Here is a 20,403-nt window from a genome sequence, read left to right as displayed (position 1 = left end):
ACGCACTTTTGGTGTGGGGCAGCAAGGGAGTAATTCCTACCCAAGGCTGTTTACCAACCCCCGCCACCGTGCTTTGAACTGGCCCCCGAAAGTTGGACTGGTTTAATTCTAGGCGGTTAGGGCTTCAAGGGTCTGATTTCGATATTGCATCGGGGTCAGGCCCTTGAGTCGTTGTTGGATGCGTTCGGTGTTGTACCACTGGATGTACTCGTCGATGGCCTGGTTGAACTCTGCGACGGTGTCGAAGACTTCTCCGTGGTACATCTCGGTTTTCAAGTGCCCGAAGAAATTCTCCATGACCGCGTTGTCGTAACAGTTGGCTTTACGCGACATCGACTGAACACCACCGTTGTCATGAATCAAGTTGCGCCAGGACGAATGCTTGTACTGGAAACCTTGATCGGTATGCATCATCCACCCAGGCTCAGGCGCACACGTTTTAATCGTCTTAGTTAAAGAATCGGCGGTAAACGCTGTCGACGGCGATGTAGCCACGGTGTGGGCAACGATTGAACGGTCGAACAGATCCATCACCGGTGACAGGTAGACCTTGCGGCCTGCGACCCTGAACTCGGTGACGTCGCTAACAAAGACGGTATTTGGCTTATCTGGAGTGAACTTGCGGTCAAGTGTGTTGTCGGCAATGTGGCTGATCGTCCCGTTATAAGAAACATATCGCCTGCGCTGGCGGACCTTGGCTCGAAGCCCCATCTCGCGCATGAGTTTGTAGACGAGCTTGTGATTGACCACCCACCCCTGGTTGCGCAGGTCAAGTAGCACTCGTCGGTAGCCGTAGCGATACTTGTTGCGCTCGAAGCTTCCCCGGATCGCGTCTTTGAGCGCAGCGTGCTTATCCGGATCGCTGAGTCGTTTCTGGTGATAGAAGAATGTCGACCGTGCCATGCCGGCCGCATCCAAAAGGTATTGCAGACGATGCCGTGACTTGAGGATGACAATCGCCTGGACCTTCAGGCGTGTCCCTGATTCCTCAAGTCCCGCAATTTTTTTAGATATGCGTTTTCCGCTTCCAACCGCGCGATCTGGCGACGCAGCTTCGCTTCCTCTGAAAGCGGCTTCGGCGTGCCCGAACCCTTGGGCCTGCCCTTCGGCTTCGGTTTTAGTGCCTCATAGCCACCTTTACGCCATTTCCTCGACCATCCGCCGACCAAGTGCTCTGATGACAGGCCAAACTCGCGCGCAAGATCCATCGCTGTCTCACCAGAAAGGTGGCGTTGGACAACTTCCTTCTTGATTTCGAACGAATACTGCTGCTTAGTCGGTTTTTCCACAAGACATAGTCTGCCATGCAGCTTAAACCGACGACAGAGCATACGGGCGGCGTATGTGGAGACACCAAGAGCAGTAGCAGCGGCACGATAGCCCACGCCTTGCTCAAATAGTTCAACCAACTGCTCCCGCTGATGCTCACTCACCAAACTTCGAGCTCTCAATGAAAACTACTCCCCACTAATCGGAAACTGATTTCTCAGTCCAACTAATGGGGAGCAGTTCACTTTAACGGCGGCGGGGGTTGGTTTTATCTATGCTGGGTTCTGCTGAAGCCAGCTCCACCTTTATGCAGAGGTGGGAAAGGGGTGGTTTCTGCCACCCTAAAGCGGCGCGATTTCACCGCGTCGACTACGCTGTTTGAACGAACACTGTTTGATTTTCAAGGAGGATCGCCCCAACTATGGCGAACTACACTGCTGCAGACGTCAAGGCACTGCGCGAAGCTACCGGCTCCGGCATGCTCGATTGCAAGAAGGCTCTGGAAGAGTCCAACGGCGACTACGACAAGGCCGTTGAGTACCTGCGCATTAAGGGCGCTAAGAACGTCTCCAAGCGCGCTGACCGTGAGGCTACCGAGGGTCTCATCGCCGTTTCCGGCAACACCATGGTCGAGATCAACTGTGAGACCGACTTCGTTGCTAAGAACGAGGCTTTCAAGACCTTCGCAGCCAAGATTGCTGACGCTGCTGCTGAGGCCAAGGCAAACTCCGCTGACGAGCTCAACAACATTGAGATCGACGGCAAGAAGGTCTCCGAGGTCGTGGACGAGGAGTCCGCAAAGACCGGTGAGAAGCTGCAGGCACGCCGTGCAGTTACCGTAGAGGGCGACAACGTTGCCGTTTACCTGCACCAGCGTTCCGCTGACCTGCCGCCGGCAGTGGGCGTTCTGGTTTCCTACGAGGGCAGCGAGGAAGGCGCTCACGCTGCAGCCCTGCAGATTGCTGCAATGAACGCTGAGTACCTCACCCGCGAGGACGTTCCTGCAGAGATCGTCGAGAAGGAACGCGAGATCGCTGAGGCCACCACTCGTGAGGAGGGCAAGCCAGAGGCAGCCCTGCCGAAGATCGTGGAAGGCCGCCTGAACGGCTTCTTCAAGTCCATCGTTCTGCTTGAGCAGGCTTCCCTGTCTGATAACAAGAAGACCGTAAAGCAGGTTGCTGAAGAAGCTGGCACCACCATCACCGGCTTCGTTCGCTACGAGGTTGGCGCTTAAGCCCACCGCGCTTTAACAACTAGCCCACGAAGGACTATCCTTCGTGGGCTTTGTTGTGCGCTCACCGTGCCGACTCGTGCGGATGGACAATCCGCAGGAAAGGGACCGGCACGTCGCAATTGCCTACTGGCCTGCACCGGCGGGCGGTGTGAGGATGCGAAAGATATATGGGTAAGATAGGGCGGAGATTGAAACTGCCCCGCGTTAAGGAGACGAAGTAGGCGTGACTGCCGCAGATATTAAGCGAACCGGATACAAGCGAGTAATGCTGAAGCTGGGCGGTGAGATGTTCGGCGGCGGCAAGGTCGGCATCGACCCAGATGTGGTTGAAAACGTAGCCCGCCAAATCGCCGAGGTCTCCCGCCAGGGAATCGAAATTGCAGTGGTTATCGGCGGCGGAAACTTCTTCCGCGGCGCGGAGCTTTCCCAGCGCGGCATGGACCGTGCTCGCTCGGACTACATGGGCATGCTGGGCACGGTAATGAATTCCCTTGCATTGCAGGACTTCCTCAAGCAGCAAGGCGTCGACTGCCGCGTGCAGACCTCCATCAACATGGCGCAGATTGCCGAGCCGTACCTGCCGCTGCGCGCTGACCGCCACCTGGAAAAGGGTCGCGTGGTTATCTTTGGCGCCGGCATGGGCATGCCGTACTTCTCCACGGATACCACTGCCGCGCAGCGAGCCCTGGAAATTGGCGCTGAGGTTCTTTTCTTGGCCAAGGCGGTCGATGGCGTCTACTCCGATGACCCACGCACCAACCCGGATGCGGAACTGTACTCTGAAATCACTCCGCGTGAGGTCATTGAAAAGGGCCTCAAGGTTGCAGATGCCACGGCCTTTAGCCTGTGCATGGACAATGATATGCCAATTTTGGTCTTTAACCTGCTGGAGGAGGGCAATATCGCCCGCGCCGCAGGCGGCGAAGTTATCGGCACGCTGGTGCAGTCCTAATACTGTAAGGGCCGCGAACCTGCTACCTTTTTATACAGCCACCCCTATTCGTTTAAGGATGATTTAACCTCATGATCGATGAGATTCAGCTCGAAGCAGAAGAGCACATGACCGCTTCCGTCGAGCACACCCGCGAGCAGCTGGTGACCATTCGTACCGGCCGCGCGAACCCCACCATGTTCAACGGCTTGGTAGCCGAATACTACGGTGTACCTACTCCGATTACCCAGATGGCTACCATTTCCGTACCGGAGCCGCGCATGCTGCTCATCAAGCCTTATGAGCAGTCCATGATTCATGAGATTGAAAACTCCATCCGCAACTCGGATTTGGGCGTGAATCCCACCAACGATGGTCAGGTTCTGCGCGTGACCGTTCCGCAGCTCACGGAGGAGCGTCGTAAGGAAATGGTGAAGCTGGCCAAGAGCAAGGGCGAGGACGGCAAGATTGCTATCCGTAATATTCGCCGCAAGGCCATGGAGCAGTTGAAGAAGCTGCAGAAGGACGGCGACGCCGGCGAGGATGAGGTCATCGCTGCGGAAAAGGAAATGGAAAAGATTACTTCCGGCTACATCGAGCAGGTGGACAAGCTGGTAGAAAATAAGGAAAACGAGCTGATGGAGGTCTAAGACCTCCCGTCATTGCCGCCGTGCCCGTCCCCGGCCGGCGGCGCTTTTTCTGTTCCGCGGCCTACATCTCCGAAGTTAGGAGTAGGGGAGGTCGAGCAGTAGAAGTCAGCGAGGGGCGCGAAAGAAGTAGTGAAAGGAGCCGGTCACGGTGAGTGACGCCATTAACCGCCGATTGCCTCAGCCGAAGAATGGTGCAGGCCGCGATTTGCCGGCCGCTATCGGCGTTGGCGTAGGCCTTGGCGCACTTGTCGTGCTCGCCGTATGGGCTGGACCACTCGCGTGGTACGCGGTCGTGGCCCTTGCAGTTGGCGTTGCCATGTGGGAGGTGCTCAGCCGCCTGCGGGAGCATTCCTACTATATTCCGCGCACGCTGCTCATTATTTTGGGCCAAGCCATGGTGTGGGTCTCGTGGCCACTGGGCGCGCCCGGCCTTGTTGCGGTCTATGTCACCGCTGTGCTGGCGCTCATGTTTGGTCGCCTCTTCCATAATGGTCGCCATCGCCCGCCAATTAACTACCTGCGGGATATGTCCGTCGGCATTTTTGTGCTGACATGGATTCCGCTTTTTGCCACCTTCGCAGCAATGCTGTCGCTGGTATCGACCCCGTTTGCCAGTGGTGCCGCTTCCATCGTCGTCTTCATGTTGTGCGTGGTGGCCTCCGATACTGGTGGCTATATCGCTGGCGTGATGTTTGGCTCGCATCCCATGGCCCCTGCGGTGAGCCCCAAGAAATCGTGGGAGGGCTTTGCCGGGTCCATCCTTTTTGGCGTGGTCACCGGCGCGCTTACCGTGAAGTTCCTGCTCCATCACGATGCCTGGGTGGGCGGCCTAATGGGGCTTGGCCTTGTCATTTGTGCCACCTTGGGCGACTTAGTGGAATCACAGTTTAAGCGTGAGCTGGGAATCAAGGATATGTCGGCCTTGCTGCCAGGCCACGGTGGACTGATGGACCGCCTGGATGGCATGCTGCCTTCCGCCATGGTCACCTGGGTGGCCATTAGCTTCCTGGCAACGTTTACGCCATAGAAGCAGCGGGTACGCAAAAGCCGCCTCTTCCCAAGAGTCCTTCTTAAGAAGGCAGGAAAGGGGGAGAGGCGGCTTGTTGAGACTTATACCTGCTGAGCCTGTTTGCGCAGTTGGCGGCGCAACTCAAACATGCGCCAGCCACCCACCAGAGCCATGATGAGTGCTCCGCCAATGGCGAAGATGAGGAAAGCAATTCCGGCAGGGAATTCACCGGACCAGCCTAGGAAGTTCATGGGAACCTCGTGCTGGTTTTGCATGATGAAAACAATGAGGACAATCAGCAGCAGGAAATCTACGATGAGCGCGATCCAAGTGCTGGCTGCGAAAGATCCCTTCGCCTTGCCGGAAGGCTGGGTGGAGTGAGAAGTAGAGTCAGAGACCGTCGGCTCTAGGCTAGAATCGGTCTCCGGTGCAGAAGTGTTCAGCTCCGTCGAGGAGAGGTCTGCGTCGGAAGAAGAAAAGTCATCTGCGGGGTAATTCGGATTTGTCATGCATCCATTATTTCTTTAAACCTGTCGATTATGCCACTTGGCATGGCTTTCAATTGGAAAAACCCACGCAGACCGTGGAAAGATGGGCAACACTATGGCTCAACCAGTGAAACTTAACTTCTCCGCCCCGCGCCGCGGACTTCCCCCTAAGCACTTCGCGGACCTGACCGAAACCGAGCGTATTGACAAGCTCGCAGAAATTGGCCTGCCTAAATTCCGCGCAAAGCAGCTGGCTAAGCACTATTACGAGCACTATACCGACAATGTAGAGGATATGACCGATATCCCCGCCGGCAAGCGTGAAGCAGTTAAGGAAGCCTTCTTCCCTGAGCTCATGCAGCCTATCCGGACTACTTCCACGGATGACGGCGAGACCACTAAGTCCCTGTGGCGTTTGCATGATGGCACGCTGCTGGAGTCGGTTCTGATGCGCTACCCCGGACGCGCTACGTTGTGTATTTCTTCCCAAGCCGGCTGCGGTATGGCCTGCCCGTTCTGCGCTACCGGCCAGGGCGGTCTAGACCGCAACTTGTCCACGGGCGAGATCGTTGAGCAGTTCCGCCATGCTGCAGCCGCGATGGCAGCAGAAGGTGGCCGCCTGTCCAACGTGGTCTTCATGGGCATGGGTGAGCCACTGGCCAACTACAAGCGCGTGGTGCAGGCCGTGCGACAGATTACCGGCCAGGATGGTGCCGGCTTTGGTCTTTCCCAGCGCAACGTGACCGTGTCTACCGTGGGCTTGGCACCGGCAATCCGTAAGCTGGCGGACGAAGATTTGGCCTGCACGCTCGCCGTTTCCTTGCACACTCCGGATGATGAGCTGCGCGATGGTCTCGTGCCAGTCAATAACCGTTGGTCCGTCGATGAGGTGCTCGATGCTGCGCGCTATTACGCGGATAAGTCTGCTCGCCGCGTGTCCATCGAGTATGCCCTGATTCGCGATAAGAATGACCAGGATTTCCGCGCGGATATGCTGGGCCGCAAGCTGCATCAGAAGCTGGGCTCCAAGGTTCACGTCAATGTCATTCCGCTGAACCCCACGCCGGGCTCGGAGTGGGATGCGGCCCCGCAGGACCGCCAGGACGAGTTCGTGCGCCGCGTACAGGCCCAAGGCGTTCCTTGCACGGTGCGCGATACCAAGGGCGATGAGATTGCGGCAGCGTGTGGTCAGCTCGCAGCGGATGAACGGGAAGATAAGTCCGCCTAACTGATAACATTGGCGGATATGATTATTCCGAATTATCCACCGCTTGCAGATGACCCCACCGCGCAGGCCTTTGCCGTGCGCGGTCTGAATAAATCTTTCGCTGGACGCCCCGCGGTGTCGAATTTGAGCCTTGACATTCCGCGGGGCTCTATTTATGGCATCGTCGGCCCTAATGGCGCTGGCAAGACCACCATGCTGACCATGGCGTGTGGTCTGATGCGCCCCGATAGCGGTGAGGCGTTCATCGCTGGGCACAATACGTGGCAGGAACCGATTGCGGCTAAGGCGGCGATGGGCCTGCTCATTGATGGTGCTCCCGTCTTTGACCGCTTGTCTGGCCCGGAGTACCTGTTTTATCTCGGCGCTTTGCGCAGCATGAACCAAGCCGAGGTGGAGCGCCGCAGCGCACAGCTGCTGGATGCCCTGCAGCTTGCCGACGCCGCCGATAAACCCATCGCGGACTATTCCGCCGGCATGACTAAGAAGATCCTTTTGGCAGGTGCGCTCCTGCATAACCCAGAGGTAGTGATCCTCGACGAGCCTTTGGAAGCGGTGGACCCAGTCTCCGGCCAGCTCATTCAGGAGCTCTTGCGCGCCTATGCCGCCCGCGGTGGCACCGTAATCCTGTCTTCACACGTTATGCAACTGGTGGAGGGCTTGTGTGATCATGTAGCCATTATCGCGGGAGGACAGGTGCTATCTGCTGGCCACGTCGAAGAGGTGCGCCAAGGCGGTAGCCTGACGGATGCCTTCATCCACTTTGCCGGTGGGAGTGATTTTGATGCGGGCTCTTTCGACTGGCTGCGTCGTGAAGGCGGCGAGCCGCAGCGCGGGGAAGGGGAGGCGTAGGCGCAATGACTTCGACGCTCCTCAAGCTGCACCGCACACTGTGGGCGCGCAATCTCAAGGCGAATGCCGCGGCGGTCATGATCCCTATCTGCCTCTTGCTCTATGGTCTCATCGGCCTTGCGTCGCTAGGAGCTCTTGCTGCGGCAGATATCTCCATCGGAACTGGAAAAATGCAAGCGCTGGCCGTGGCACCTGCTGTAGGCACGCTGGCCTTTATCGTTATTACCCTCATCATGCCCAGCGGGGAGAATCAGCTTTCTGCCCGTGAGCTTTCCGCGTTGCCGGTGCGGTTAAAAGACATCACACCGGCGCTTGCTATTGCCTCAGTGCTCAATCTGCGCGCTCCAGTATCAGTCTTGCTCTCCATCGCTTATGCGGTGGCGGGAAGTGTGATCTTGGCGGCCAATGGCAAGGCATTGTTCATCGTGCCCTTCTGCCTGGGCATGCTCTTTGCCCTAGTACTGACGCTGGTTTTAGTGGACCTCGCGGTCTATGTCGGGGTTACTGTCGCGGAGCTAAGCTCGACCACCCTCAAAGTTTTGGGTGCGCTGGCGGTGTTCTTGCTCATCTTTGGTTCGAATCGGCTTGCGTCCCTCGCGGGCTCGGACTTCCCATTGGGAACTGTGGGCGAGGGTCTGGCTTGGACGCCTGTAGGTGCACCTGTGGGCTGGGCGCTCGCGCTCGCCCAAGGCGAACCAGTAGTAGCCTTCTTGCAGTTTCTCATCGCCGCGGCGTCGCTGGGCGCAGCCATCTGGGCGTGGCACCGGTTGCTGCGCCTGCAATTCGAGCGCCGCGCACTCTTGTCTCCGAAGCACCAACGCCGCGAAAAGGCGAAAGGGATTAACCGCTTTTCCTTGGGCTCCTTTTCCTATCGCGGACCAGCTGCGATGGAATTTACGCGCTCGTTGCGCTACATCTTCCGTGACTCCCGCCTTATCGGAACCATCATCATGCAGCCGATTCTGGCAATCGTCTTTATCATTCAAGGCTTTACTACTGATTCCGTCATGCCGTCTATAGGAGTGCTATTTCTGGGACTCTTCGGCGGAATTGTAGCCACAAATGATTTTGGCTATGACGGTCCAAGCCTGTGGGTAAAGATGGCCGCACCAGTTCGTCCGCGCACGTTTCTCTACGCGCGGCACTGGGCGCACTTGGCGCCCACAGCCATAACTTTCGTCCTCTCGGCGGCGGTGCTTTTCGCGGTGAGCGCCGACAAAGCGCTCACCGGGTGCTTGATGGTGGTCGCACTGGGAATTTTCATTTCTTCTGCAGGATTGTCATTGCTGCTATCCACCTTTAATCCCTTTGCCACCGCGCGGCCCGGTGGCAGTATGTGGGCAGATAAATCCGGCTACTCGGCCAGTGCCTTCTTAAGCGCCATTTTGAATTTGTTTATTGGTTGGACGCCGATTATCCCTGGCGTCATTCCAATGGCCATCGGCTACGGCTCGAATATGGTACTGGTTGCGCTGGGGTTTATCCTCGTCATCGTGGTTCCAGTTGCGTGTTATATCGTTGCCCTCCGGGTAAGCGGAAAACGCGTGGACAACTCCCTGCCTGAGATTTACGCCAAGGTGGGGCACTGGGTGTCTTAATCCTCCGGCCCCCGCGACAGTGGCCGTATCGCTGCCCTCCCAGGGCGCGGTTGGGTCCGTGGGGCTGGGAGTGGGTCCTAAACGACAGAATGTGTTGGTGAGGAGGAGGGGCGTCGCCAAGCGGAGGCATAAAGAAACCACCGACCTTCGCGGGGAAGGGCGGCGGTAGCTAAAGCGTACTAAAAGCTTAGAGCGTGTGCTTGCCGGAGGAAACCGGGGTGGCGTTGTTGGTGCCTGGCTCAACGCGCAGGTGAGAAACGCGGGAAGGCTCAATGTTGAGCGCGCGCAGCTGGGAATCGGTCAGCTCGGCGTATACGCCGGTGTTGGTCTTCTGGTCGTAGACCCAGTCCGGCTCCTGGTGGCCCACCGGCTGGTTGCGGGCGGTCACGGTGCGGACCTGGTGCAACTTAGGCTGGAAAGCGTGGATGAGCAGGCCAACGGCGATCAAGATAGCCAAGGCAATGAGCCAGATGGTCTCAACGTGGCCCTTGTGGTTACCAAAGTTGTAGGCAAGCAGGAACAGGACAGAGATCCAACCGGCGATCTGTACGCCAGAGCGGCTGATGCGGGACCAACCGAATCCTGCGGATGGGACGTCCTCAGTAGAAACACCGTCAAATACCTGCGGTACCGGCTTGTGGGAAGACACTTGCTCTCCTTCGCTTCTGCGTGTGTCCGTCTGTGCGATGGGCATGCGGGCACACCAATGCCATTTGTCTGCTACACATTCTAAAACATCGCACCTGAGATGGCGATTAAACACCCCCGTCGCAGTGCGGCGTACCTGGCGCGCACGCCCAATGGTGGTGGGCGCTAGGGTGGAGGCGTGACTACTCAGCGAATACTCATTCTTGGTTCCACCGGTTCAATCGGCACGCAGGCTCTGGAAGTCATTGCGGATAATCCCGATAAATTCGACGTCGTGGGAATCGCTGCGGGTGGCTCCAACCCGCAGCTCATCATCGAACAAGCCCGTAGCCTCAACCTTTCGTTTGACCACGTTGCCGTGGCCAACGAGGCCGCCGCCGCCGAGGTGTCGGCCGCTTTAGGCGGTTCGGTCTTGAGTGGCGCCGACGCTGCAGAGCACCTAGTGCGCTCGGCCCCGGCCGATACGGTACTCAATGCCTTGGTGGGGTCTTTGGGGCTCAAGGCCACCTTGGCCACTCTGGAGATGGGCGAGTATTTAGCCTTGGCCAATAAGGAATCCCTCGTGGCGGGTGGCACGCTGGTTACGCAGAAGGCGCGCCCTGGCCAGATTATCCCTGTTGACTCGGAGCATTCCGCCATGGCGCAGTGTCTGCGTGCCGGCGAGGAGGGGGAGCTGGATAAGCTTGTCCTTACCGCCTCTGGTGGCCCCTTCCGCGGTTGGTCGCGCGAAGAGATGTGGGACGTGACCCCTGAGCAGGCAGCGCAGCACCCTACCTGGTCCATGGGGCAGATGAATACCCTCAACTCTGCCACCCTCATTAATAAGGGCCTGGAGCTGATTGAAGCCACCCTGCTCTTTGACATCGCCCCGGAGCGCATCGACGTCACCGTGCACCCGCAGTCCATCATTCACTCCATGGCCACCTTCAAAGACGGCTGCACTATCGCTCAGGTCTCGCCGCCGTCAATGAAGCTGCCCATTTCGCTGGCGATGAATTGGCCGCACCGCGTACCAGGCGCCCAGCCGGCCTTGGACTTTGCGCAGGCGCATGACTGGCGTTTTGAGCCGCTTGACGATGCCGCCTTTCCCGCTGTCAACCTCGCCCGCCGGGCCGCGGCCGAGGGAACAGGGGTCATTTATAATGCCGCCAATGAGGAGGCAGCGGCCGCGTTCTTGTCCGGGCGCATCCATTTCCCGGAGATCGTGGACGTCGTGGGCACGATCCTTGATTCCGCATCCGAGTTTGCTGGTGTAGTCTCTAGCCTCGATGAAATCCTCGCGGTAGAAAGCGAGGCGCGCAGGCGCGCGAATGCGCTGATTGATTCGCTGGCTGACTAGAAAGCTTTCACACCATGGCAAACTTGCTGGGCATTGTGTTTTTCGCCCTTGGCATCGGGCTTACCGTAGCGCTGCACGAAGCAGGCCATATGCTCACCGCGCGCGCCTTTGGCATGCGCGTGCGCCGTTATTTTATTGGCTTTGGGCCGCGCCTATTTTCCTTCCGGAAGGGCCATACCGAATATGGGCTTGCGGCCTTCCCTGTGGGCGGGTTTTGCGATATCGCTGGCATGACGGCTCAGGATGAATTCCTCACCGAGGAAGAAGAACCCCATGCGATGTATAAAAAACCGTGGTGGCAGCGCATTATCGTGATGGCCGGCGGCATCGGTGTCAACCTGATTTTGGGCTTTGTCATCCTCTACTTTGTGGCGATGACGGCCGGCCTGCCCAATCCGGATGCTGATGTTCGCCCGCGCGTGGGCGAGGTGACTTGCTCGGCCAATCAGAAGCCGAACCAAGAGCTAGAGACGTGCACGGGTAAAGGCCCCGCTGGAAAGGCCGGCGTGCAGGAGGGCGATATTATTGTGGCCCTCGATGGCCAGAAGCTGGATTCTTTTACCCAGCTGCGCGATGAGGTAATGCAGCGCCCCGGCGAGACCATCACGCTGACGGTTGAGCGCGGTGGGGAAGAAAGGGACTTCCCGGTTCAGCTCGATACGGTCAAGCGATTGAACCACGACGGCGAGCTAGTGGATGCTGGCTCAATTGGGCTGAGCAATCAGCTTATCGATGTCGTCGAAAAGCACGGCGCCGTCGACGCCCTGCCAGCAACCTGGCGCTTCAGCACCTACTCGCTGGAAGCCACGGTTGACGGTCTCAAGCAATTCCCCGGCAAAATTCCGGGTGTGGTGGCCTCCATCTTCGGCCACGAACGCGAGGCCGATGGCCCGATGTCCGTCGTCGGCGCTTCCCGCGTGGGCGGCGAATTGGCGGAGCGCTCCCTGTGGTCGATGTTCTTTATGATGCTGGCCACGCTGAACTTCTTCCTCGCGCTCTTTAACCTGATTCCGCTGCCGCCTTTTGACGGCGGACATATCGCCGTCATCATCTATGAAAAGCTGCGCGATGGCATCCGCAAAATGGCGGGCAAGCCAGCTCTGGGGCCGGCCGATTACACCAAGTTGATGCCGGTGACCTATGTCATGGCCGCGCTGCTAATGGGCGTTGGGGCCATCGTGATCGTCGCCGATGTGGTCAACCCCATTCGGCTATTTGGCTAGCCGCCGCAGCCCCCCGCTGCGTGCACTTCAGGCATAAAGCAAGCAGTGCTAGAGTGGGGGCGTTAATCACCCACCGTATGTATTTACTGTGCTTCAGCAAGGAGAATTCATGTCGACCCCCATCGGTCTAGGAATCCCAGACGGCCCACCACCAGTCCTGCACCCGCGCCGCAAGACTCGTCAGCTGCAGGTGGGCCCGGTCGGCGTCGGCTCTGACTCGCCCATCTCGGTGCAGTCAATGACCAATACCAAGACGCACGACATCAACGGCACGCTGCAGCAGATCGCGCAGCTGACCGCTTCCGGCTGCGATATCGTGCGCGTGGCTTGCCCTAAGCCCATCGACGCGGAGGCACTTCCGGCCATTGCCAAGAAGTCTCCGATCCCGGTGATTGCGGATATCCACTTCCAGCCGAAGTACATCTTCCAGGCCATCGATGCTGGTTGCGCCGCCATCCGCGTAAACCCGGGCAATATCCGCGAGTTCGATGGCCGAGTGAAGGAAGTTGCTAAGGCCGCAGGCGATGCCGGCATTCCCATCCGCATCGGCGTGAATGGTGGTTCTTTGGACAAGCGCCTGCTGGAAAAGTACGGCAAGGCCACCCCGGAGGCACTCGTCGAGTCCGCTATTTGGGAGGCTGGCCTCTTTGAGGAGCACGGTTATGGCGATATCGCTATTTCCGTTAAGCACTCCGATCCGGTTCTGATGGTGGAGGCCTACCGCCAGCTGGCGGAAAAGACTGATTACCCGCTGCACCTCGGCGTGACCGAGGCTGGTCCGAAGTTCATGGGCACCATCAAGTCTTCCGTGGCCTTCGGCGCACTGCTGGCAGAGGGCATTGGCGATACCATTCGCGTGTCCCTGTCCGCCCCGCCGGTAGAGGAAATCAAGGTGGGCGACCAGATTCTGCAGTCGCTCAACCTGCGCCCGCGCAAGTTGGAAATCGTCTCCTGCCCGTCCTGCGGCCGCGCCCAGGTGGACGTTTACAAGCTGGCAGAAGAAGTTACCGCCGGCTTGGACGGCATGGAGTTCCCGCTGCGCGTTGCCGTGATGGGCTGTGTTGTCAACGGCCCAGGCGAGGCCCGCGATGCCGATCTCGGTGTTGCTTCTGGCAATGGCAAGGGTCAGATCTTTGTTAAGGGCGAGGTTGTTCGCACCGTGCCGGAAGACAAGATCGTGGAGACCCTCATTGAAGAGGCCATGCGCATTGCCGATGAGCAGGGTATGGAAGCCGTGGAAGGCGCCAAGGCTGAGGTTCGCGTAACCCAGTAATTCACCCACTTTGAGCAGACTGCCCCGCACTTCGGTGTGGGGCAGTCTTTTTTGGCGCTTGCGCTGCTAGAGTGCCAAGACATGAAGAAGTTGGTCGCGCTGGTTGCAACTATCACGCTCGCCTCCACCAGCGTGGTTGCCTGTACTCCGAAGCCGGTTTCTGCGGAACCGGTGGCGGAAGAATTCCTCCAGGGGATGGAGTCCCGCAATAATGACGGTTTAGCCGCGCTTACCGACGCCCCCTCGGACGCCACCTCCGCCCTCGATGCCACCTACTCCGGCCTGCAAGCCGAGGGGCTCGACATTGAGCTTCAAGGCGTGGACCAGGATGAGAACCTCGCCACGGCGAACTACAAGGTCACCTGGGACCTGCCCAAGGATCGTACCTTGAGCTATGACACGCAGATGACGCTGACCAAGACTGAGGATGAGTGGACGGTGCGGTGGAAACCGAGCCTTATCCACCCAGACCTGGGAGCAAATCAGCACTTGGAACTGCGTGCGCTGGAAGCAGAGCGCGCCAGCGTGGTTTCTTCCAACGGGGTGGAATTGATGAGCCCGGGGTTGAATTACCGGCTGGTGGTAGATACCAGCTCGCTGGATGATGTGCGGCCCACCGCTTCCAAGATCAGCGGCGCACTAGCTGCCGCCCACCGCCAGGATGACTCCATTGCGGAGATGGATGCCAAGGATCTGGCGAAAAAATTGGAGGATGCAGACGGCTCCTTTTCCGTCACCATGTTTACGGAGGATCAAGCCAAGACCGTGCGCCCCAAGGTGGAAGGCATAGACGGCGTGCGCCTCAATGAAGAACCGGCTCTGGTCACCCGCGACCGTGGCCTGGCACCCGATCTGATGTCGCGCGTGCGTTCCGCGGTTCAGGATGAGGTCGATGGCCAAACCGGCTGGTCCATTTCCGTGGTCAATGAAAATGGTGCGGCGCTCTCTGATGTGGAAAAGCACGACCCTGATGCGGCGCCGTCGATCAAGGTAGGTCTGGACTACGACGTGCAGCGTGCCGCGCAAGAGGCGGTCAATGAGCGTGCCGATTCCCAGGCCATGCTCGTAGCCATTCGGCCCTCCAATGGCGATATCTTGGCCGTCGCCCAAACCGAGAAGGCCGATGAAGATGGCGACGTAGCCCTCCAAGGTCAGTACCCTCCGGGCTCGGTGTTCAAGATTCTCACCGCCGCGGCCGGCGTAGAAAAGCAGGGGCTTAATACCGATACCATCGTTCCGTGCCCTGGCACCATGGATATCTTTGGCCGCGTGGTGACCAACTATAATGCCTTCGCCCTAGGCAGCGTTCCGCTCAGCCAAGCCTTTGCACAATCGTGCAACACTACCTTCGCGGATATTTCCACCAAGCTTAAGCCTGGTGAGTTGAAGGATATGGGCAAAAAGTTTGGCTTCGGCGTGGAATACGAAATCCCAGGCCTTACTACCATTACCGGTTCCATTCCGGAGGGCAAAGAACCACTCGAGCGCACTGAAGCTGGCTATGGACAGGGTTACGACTTGGCTAGCCCTTTCGGCATGGCGCTTGTCTCCGCAACGGTTGCTAATGGCAAGACGCCTACGCCCACGCTTATCGAAGGCCACGAAACCAAAGCCTCCGATAAGCCGCAGCAGATTTCCAAGCCCGTGCTGGACAATGTCCGCGCCATGATGCGCCAAGTGGTCACCAATGGCACGGCCCGCAGCATGGCTGCTGGCGGCACCATCTACGGTAAGACCGGTGAGGCCGAGATTAATGAAGGTTCGCACGCCTGGTTTACCGGTTACCGGGAAGAAGACGATATCGCCTTTGCCACCCTCGTGGTTTTGGGCGGCGGCTCCGATGTCTCGGTCAATATCACTAGCAACTTCTTGCAGAAGGTCGATGACTACCGGTCCGGACCGCACGAGGGTGCGGCTCCGCCGGCCGAAGGGTAGAAACCCCGCCTGTCCTCGTGACCCCGGCTGCTGCATTATGGGCGCAGAGGACTACCATGGGAAACCATGAGTAATCGAGGAAAGCTAAAGCCAGGCAAGCCCACTCCGATCCTCACCGTGCCGGAGAGCATCGAGCGCCCCGAGTACGTGTGGAAAGACGAGGTGCAGGAGGCCGTAGGCGAGCCCTACGTCCAGTCCCCAGAGGTCATTGAGAAGATGCGTGAGGCCTGCAAGATTGCAGCCAACGCCCTCAAGGAGGCGGGAAAGGCCGTGCAGCCGGGCGTAACTACCGATTATGTAGACCGCGTCGCGCACGAGTACATGTGTGACCACGGCGCTTACCCGTCCACGCTGGGCTACCGCGGCTTCCCCAAGTCCAGCTGCGTGTCCCTCAACGAGATTGTCTGCCACGGCATCCCGGATACCACCGTGATTGAGGATGGCGACATCGTCAATATCGATATCACCGCTTATAAGAATGGCGTCCACGGCGATAATAACGCCACCTTCCTCGCCGGTAATGTCTCCGAGGAACACCGCCTGCTGGTAGAGCGCACCAAGGAGGCCACCATGCGCGGCATCAAGGCCGCAAAGCCCGGCCGTGAGATTAACGTCATTGGCCGCGTTATTGAGTCTTATGCCAAGCGCTTCGGCTACAACGTCGTGCGCGATTTCACCGGCCACGGCGTCGGACCAACCTTCCACAACGGTCTTGTGGTCCTACACCATGACTCGACCGTGTACCGCGACATCCTTGAGCCTGGCATGACCCTAACTGTTGAGCCGATGATTAACCTCGGCTCCTTGGATTACGAGATCTGGGATGACGACTGGACCGTCCAAAACACTGACGGCAAGTTCACTGCCCAGTTTGAGCACACCCTCGTCATCACCGAAGACGGCAATGAAATCCTTACCATTCCAGATGAGGACTAGTACTTAGTCTCAGAACAAACTGAAGGTCGCCTCCATTTCCAGAGAAGGGGAGTGGGGGCGGCCTTTGTTTTGCCGACGTCCCACGGAGCCGTTGGCAATATTGGAGTGACTTCGCATAGCAAAAGGGGCCTCGTTCTTAGTAGAACGAGGCCCCGAGCAAGCCCTAGCTATCTAGAGCCAATCTGCGGCTAATGATTAGCGGCGGAAGATTGGGTCCAGGATGTGCTGCGGGAGGATGCCGTTGTAAACAGCGTAGTTGTAAGCACCGATCAGGGCGCCGATTGCGGAGGTGATGCCCAGAGCAACGGTGCCGTCGCGCCAGATCTCGCCCCAGCGAGGGTTGTTCTCGCCCTTCTCCTCGCCCAAGAGATTGTGGCCGGTTACCTTCTGATCCTTGTCAGCGTTAGCACCGATCTTGGAGGACAGGGTCGGGTACTCGGCGTCGTCAGCCTTGGTGTCCTTGATGACGGAGGAGAGGTTCTCGGCCAGGGAAGCACGCTCGTTGGTGGTGTCCTCAGCGGAAGCGACAGCGACGCCGCCGAAAGCGACGGTAGCGGCGGTAGCAGCAGCAACGGCTGCAGTGCGGAAGTTACGCATTGTGAAAATTACCTTTCGGAAGTTTTGATGAAGCCTTATGGCTGTTGCTTAGAAGGAAGGGCCGTGGTTGATGAAGTTGTAGACCGGGCCGATGACGCCGCCCAGAACAGCACCGATGCCGCCCAGGATGGTAAGGGAGTACAGAACCTTAGCCCATACCGGCTGCTCGGAGAAGTCCTTGGAAGAACCGAAGATCTTGGTGCCGTCAGCTTCCTTCTCGCCCTCGAGCTTCAGATTCTGGTCTACCTTGCTAGGGAAGCTCTGGCCCTTGGAGGGGGAGCCCTCGTTGGTGGCAGGAGCGGTCTGAGCGGCGTCGGAAGAGCCCTCAGCTGCTACGGCAACGGTGGTGCCGCCGAAGGCAACGGCGAGAGCGGTTGCGCCAGCGATTGCTGCATTGCGGATACGCATATCAAAATTCCTTAAAAGTCGTACTTGCAAGGCTTCCGCACTGGGAAACCAAAGTGTTATTGAATACACAGGCGGTATTCATAAACACGCGGTAGCCGTGTTCGTATCGGCTCGAGCCGGTGTCCCAAGTGAATTTAGTAAAACTCCCGTCCTTTTGCACGTCAAAGACCGGAATTTCAGCGATTAAATTAATTTGGGCCCCTTTATGGTGGTGAATTTCCTGAAATTGTGAATGGGACTTCCTTGGCGTGAAGTGGGAAAACGTCCTAAACCCTGGGAAGAAACTGGAGGAGTGTGAGAAGGATCACGTAACAGTTCACTTATTCCACTCCAGTCCCAAAAGGGTATTTTCCACTACTTCTGGCAGCGCAGGGTGGATCCAATATTGGTTGCGAGTGAATTCCCGCATGTCCAACTTGTAGGCCATCGCGGTAATCAATTGCTGGATCAAGGTTGAGGCCTGCGGGCCCATCAGGTGCGCGCCGAGAAGCTGCCCAGTGGAGCGGTCTGCTACCAGCTTGCAGATTCCGGTGTGATCTTCCATAGCCCAGCCGTAGGCAACGTCGCCAAAGTTCTGTACCTTGACGGTGACGTCGAAGCCCTTCTGGCGTGCCTGCTTCTCAGTTAGGCCCACTGTGGCGATTTGTGGGTGGGTAAAGATCGCGGCAGGGACATTGTCGTGGGGCAGTGGGCGGAGATCTTCGGGGTGGAGCAGGTTGTGCTGCACGGCGCGGGTCTCCGCATTGGCTACGTGCTTGAGCATGTACGGCGAGGAGACATCGCCAAGCGCCCAAACACCCTCGGCGGTGGTGCGGCCGAACTCGTCGGTGCTCACGCGGGCGTCGGCAAGCAGCTCAATGCCTGCCTTATCCACATCCATCTGATCGCCATTTGGAGTGCGACCTGTGGCAACCAGGATTGCCTCTGCTTCTATGGACTCACCATTGTCCAATTCCAACCGCACGCCCGTGTCAGTTTCCTCGAGCTTGGTGCCATTGGCTATGCGCACGTCGAAGCGATCGCGAGCAATTTGGTTGAAGCGGCTGGACAGTTCATCGTCCAGGTGGCGCAGCAAGGTCTCGGAGCGATTGACCACGGTCACCTTGGTGCCGAGGCCGTCAAAGACATGAGCAAACTCCATGGCGATATAGCCACCGCCTACCACGATGAGGCTTTCTGGCTGGTGGTCCATGCGCATGATGTCTTCATTGGTGTAGTACTTCACGCCCGAGTTGGCATAGACCTCCGGAATGACCGGACGGGAGCCGGCGGCAATGACGATCTGGTCGCCGCTGATGACATGCTCGCCGGTCTGAATGGTCTTCGGGCCGACGAAACGGGCGTGCTCATCAAACACGGTAATGTTCGGGGTTTCTTCGCCGCGACGGTACTGTTCGCCGCCCTGGGCAATCTGGTCGATGCGGTTGGTAAAGACCCGGTCCACGATGGAATCCCAATCCACGCTAGTGACCTGAGCATCAAGGCCGAGCCGGCCGGCCTCGCGCGCCGCTAGGGCAATATCGGCGGCGTAGACATACATCTTGGTGGGAATGCAGCCTACGTTGAGGCAGGTCCCGCCAAAGGTGCCCTTTTCAATGATGGCGATTTTCCGGTCATCAAAATCCGGGCTAGGGATGGAGTTTCCGGAGCCAGTGCCGATGATGATGAGGTCGAAATGTTCCTCGGCAGCGGGCGTGTGGGACTGGTGTGAAGTAGTCACGTTTATTCCTTATATATAGGGGCTTAATTACTGAGTAGATTGTGGGGTTTCTAGGACGGTGGGCAGCCACTTGTCACAGGCGTCAAAAGCTTCTTGGAGCGGGTCCGGAAGCGATAGGAACACATCGTGCCTAGCCCCCTTGATGGGATGCAAGGTGTAGTGGGCACTAAGTTCCTTTGCCCAGCGCCGCGTTTGCGCAACGTCGATGATGACATCTGCGTGGTTCACGCTGTCGGAGTAAGGCTGACCCAATTGGGTGCGAGTGGACTGCAGCGTCAAGATGGGGACACCGGCATCAACGCGGCCGCTGTGAATAGCATCAAAGCCGTGGAATACCGCGGCTATCCAACCGACATATTTCTTATGGCCCGCCAGTGGCTTAAAGCGGAGGTCAAAATTCCATTCGCCGTAGAAATCCTTATGCACGGACTCGCCGTAAGCAGTGAGGTTGCCACCAGGCAGGGGAGTCATGGGGGCGATGCGGCCCAATGTGTAGAGCAGCGGCTTGAGGGGAGTGAGGACCTGGCCGGGCACGCCCATCATGTCCAGCCATGGACTATTAAGGATGAGGCCCGCCAAGCGTTGGTGGCGTTCTTGGTCGGTTCGGCGCAGATGATCCATCCACAGCGGGGCGATCAAGCCACCGGTGGAGTGGGCGATGAAGATGACTTCATCATTGGGGATCGCATCAAGAGCGGCGGTGAGGTCTGTAAAGTACAGCGCCAGGTCCGAAGCATAGTGCCACGACTGGCCCGAGCGGCGCGAGCGGCCGCACTTGCGCAGATCGATGGCATAAAAGTCATAACCCTCGGCGGCAAAGTGCTCGGCTACGTGGGTGTGGAAGAAATAATCGGTCATGCCGTGTAGCCACACCAGTGCCGGGCGAGACGGGGCGGCTGACTCACGTGCAGTATCGCCCGCATGCTCCGGCGCGTAGTGCACCAGGGTGGTGACCACGTCGCCCTCGCCATCGGGGTCTGTACCCAAGTCAATGGTGGCAGCTTCATAGTCAGGGCCAAGCTTGTCTGGGCCCCATACCGGGGAGTGTGTAACCATGCCTCGATTCTA

The 20,403-nt window shown here is 58.3% G+C and carries 18 protein-coding genes and 1 pseudogene; 12 read left to right on the top strand and 7 right to left on the bottom strand.

What is annotated here, in order from left to right; genetic code table 11:
* Positions 1-108: 108 nt before the first annotated feature.
* A pseudogene (locus RAE09_RS01705) lies at positions 109-1,405 on the bottom strand (IS3 family transposase).
* Between the two features lie 285 nt (positions 1,406-1,690).
* On the opposite strand from RAE09_RS01705, the gene tsf reads away from it, so the two are divergent.
* The 4 genes from tsf (at position 1,691) to RAE09_RS01685 (ending at position 5,111) form a co-directional block, all read left to right on the top strand.
* Entirely contained in the window at positions 1,691-2,503 is an 813-nt protein-coding gene (tsf, locus tag RAE09_RS01700; protein ID WP_005325225.1) for a translation elongation factor Ts, read from the top strand.
* A 265-nt stretch (positions 2,504-2,768) separates the two neighbouring features.
* Positions 2,769-3,455, top strand: a complete 687-nt coding sequence (gene pyrH, locus RAE09_RS01695) for a UMP kinase (RefSeq protein WP_023027755.1) — start codon at positions 2,769-2,771, stop codon at positions 3,453-3,455.
* Between the two features lie 71 nt (positions 3,456-3,526).
* A complete protein-coding gene (gene frr / locus RAE09_RS01690) occupies positions 3,527-4,084 on the top strand; it encodes a ribosome recycling factor (RefSeq protein WP_005325221.1) in 558 nt (185 codons plus the stop codon).
* A gap of 148 nt (positions 4,085-4,232) precedes the next feature.
* Entirely contained in the window at positions 4,233-5,111 is an 879-nt protein-coding gene (locus RAE09_RS01685) for a phosphatidate cytidylyltransferase (protein WP_005328723.1), read from the top strand.
* Positions 5,112-5,194: 83 nt separating this feature from the next.
* On the opposite strand, the gene RAE09_RS01680 is transcribed toward RAE09_RS01685, so the two are convergent.
* Positions 5,195-5,602 carry a LapA family protein gene (locus RAE09_RS01680; protein WP_005325219.1) on the bottom strand — a complete coding sequence of 136 codons (408 nt, stop codon included), beginning with the start codon at positions 5,600-5,602 and terminating at the stop codon, positions 5,195-5,197.
* Positions 5,603-5,684: 82 nt separating this feature from the next.
* On the opposite strand from RAE09_RS01680, the gene rlmN reads away from it, so the two are divergent.
* The 3 genes from rlmN to RAE09_RS01665 are packed head-to-tail and all read left to right on the top strand — an operon-like array spanning position 5,685 to position 9,256.
* Positions 5,685-6,809 (top strand): 23S rRNA (adenine(2503)-C(2))-methyltransferase RlmN, encoded by a 1,125-nt coding sequence (gene rlmN / locus RAE09_RS01675; RefSeq protein WP_005325218.1) that lies wholly within the window; start codon positions 5,685-5,687, stop codon positions 6,807-6,809.
* A gap of 18 nt (positions 6,810-6,827) precedes the next feature.
* Positions 6,828-7,658: an ABC transporter ATP-binding protein gene (locus tag RAE09_RS01670; protein WP_005325217.1), complete on the top strand. Its 831-nt coding sequence runs from the start codon at positions 6,828-6,830 to the stop codon at positions 7,656-7,658.
* Positions 7,659-7,663: 5 nt separating this feature from the next.
* Positions 7,664-9,256: a hypothetical protein gene (locus RAE09_RS01665; protein ID WP_200435499.1), complete on the top strand. Its 1,593-nt coding sequence runs from the start codon at positions 7,664-7,666 to the stop codon at positions 9,254-9,256.
* A gap of 187 nt (positions 9,257-9,443) precedes the next feature.
* Here the strand turns inward: RAE09_RS01665 and RAE09_RS01660 are convergent, their stop codons facing one another.
* Complete coding sequence (locus RAE09_RS01660; protein WP_005325215.1) at positions 9,444-9,950, bottom strand: DUF2631 domain-containing protein; 507 nt, start codon at positions 9,948-9,950, stop codon at positions 9,444-9,446.
* Positions 9,951-10,082: 132 nt separating this feature from the next.
* Here RAE09_RS01660 and dxr point away from each other — a divergent pair, with 132 nt between their 5' ends.
* The 5 genes from dxr to map all read left to right on the top strand — a co-directional run bounded on the left by dxr (position 10,083) and on the right by map (position 16,610).
* A complete protein-coding gene (dxr, locus tag RAE09_RS01655; RefSeq protein WP_005325207.1) occupies positions 10,083-11,243 on the top strand; it encodes a 1-deoxy-D-xylulose-5-phosphate reductoisomerase in 1,161 nt (386 codons plus the stop codon).
* Between the two features lie 14 nt (positions 11,244-11,257).
* Entirely contained in the window at positions 11,258-12,466 is a 1,209-nt protein-coding gene (locus RAE09_RS01650; RefSeq protein ID WP_005325205.1) for a M50 family metallopeptidase, read from the top strand.
* Positions 12,467-12,575: 109 nt separating this feature from the next.
* The gene (gene ispG, locus RAE09_RS01645; protein WP_179386645.1) at positions 12,576-13,739 is read left to right on the top strand and encodes a flavodoxin-dependent (E)-4-hydroxy-3-methylbut-2-enyl-diphosphate synthase; all 1,164 of its coding nucleotides are present in this window, start codon (positions 12,576-12,578) and stop codon (positions 13,737-13,739) included.
* An 81-nt stretch (positions 13,740-13,820) separates the two neighbouring features.
* Positions 13,821-15,674 carry a penicillin-binding transpeptidase domain-containing protein gene (locus tag RAE09_RS01640; protein ID WP_316980787.1) on the top strand — a complete coding sequence of 618 codons (1,854 nt, stop codon included), beginning with the start codon at positions 13,821-13,823 and terminating at the stop codon, positions 15,672-15,674.
* A gap of 66 nt (positions 15,675-15,740) precedes the next feature.
* Positions 15,741-16,610 (top strand): type I methionyl aminopeptidase, encoded by an 870-nt coding sequence (gene map / locus RAE09_RS01635; protein ID WP_005325202.1) that lies wholly within the window; start codon positions 15,741-15,743, stop codon positions 16,608-16,610.
* 195 nt (positions 16,611-16,805) lie between these two features.
* Here map and RAE09_RS01630 read toward each other — a convergent pair whose 3' ends face one another.
* From RAE09_RS01630 to RAE09_RS01615, 4 genes are all read right to left on the bottom strand, one after another.
* Entirely contained in the window at positions 16,806-17,207 is a 402-nt protein-coding gene (locus RAE09_RS01630; RefSeq protein ID WP_005325201.1) for a hypothetical protein, read from the bottom strand.
* Between the two features lie 48 nt (positions 17,208-17,255).
* Positions 17,256-17,615, bottom strand: a complete 360-nt coding sequence (locus RAE09_RS01625) for a hypothetical protein (protein ID WP_005325199.1) — start codon at positions 17,613-17,615, stop codon at positions 17,256-17,258.
* A 316-nt stretch (positions 17,616-17,931) separates the two neighbouring features.
* Positions 17,932-19,335, bottom strand: a complete 1,404-nt coding sequence (mtr, locus tag RAE09_RS01620; protein ID WP_316980786.1) for a mycothione reductase — start codon at positions 19,333-19,335, stop codon at positions 17,932-17,934.
* A 27-nt stretch (positions 19,336-19,362) separates the two neighbouring features.
* Entirely contained in the window at positions 19,363-20,391 is a 1,029-nt protein-coding gene (locus RAE09_RS01615; RefSeq protein ID WP_005328696.1) for an alpha/beta hydrolase, read from the bottom strand.
* Positions 20,392-20,403 lie beyond the last annotated feature (12 nt).

The sequence above is a fragment of the Corynebacterium tuberculostearicum genome, assembly GCF_032821615.1.
Taxonomy (GTDB): domain Bacteria; phylum Actinomycetota; class Actinomycetes; order Mycobacteriales; family Mycobacteriaceae; genus Corynebacterium; species Corynebacterium tuberculostearicum_H.
This window is presented reverse-complemented; position numbering and strand designations above follow the sequence as displayed.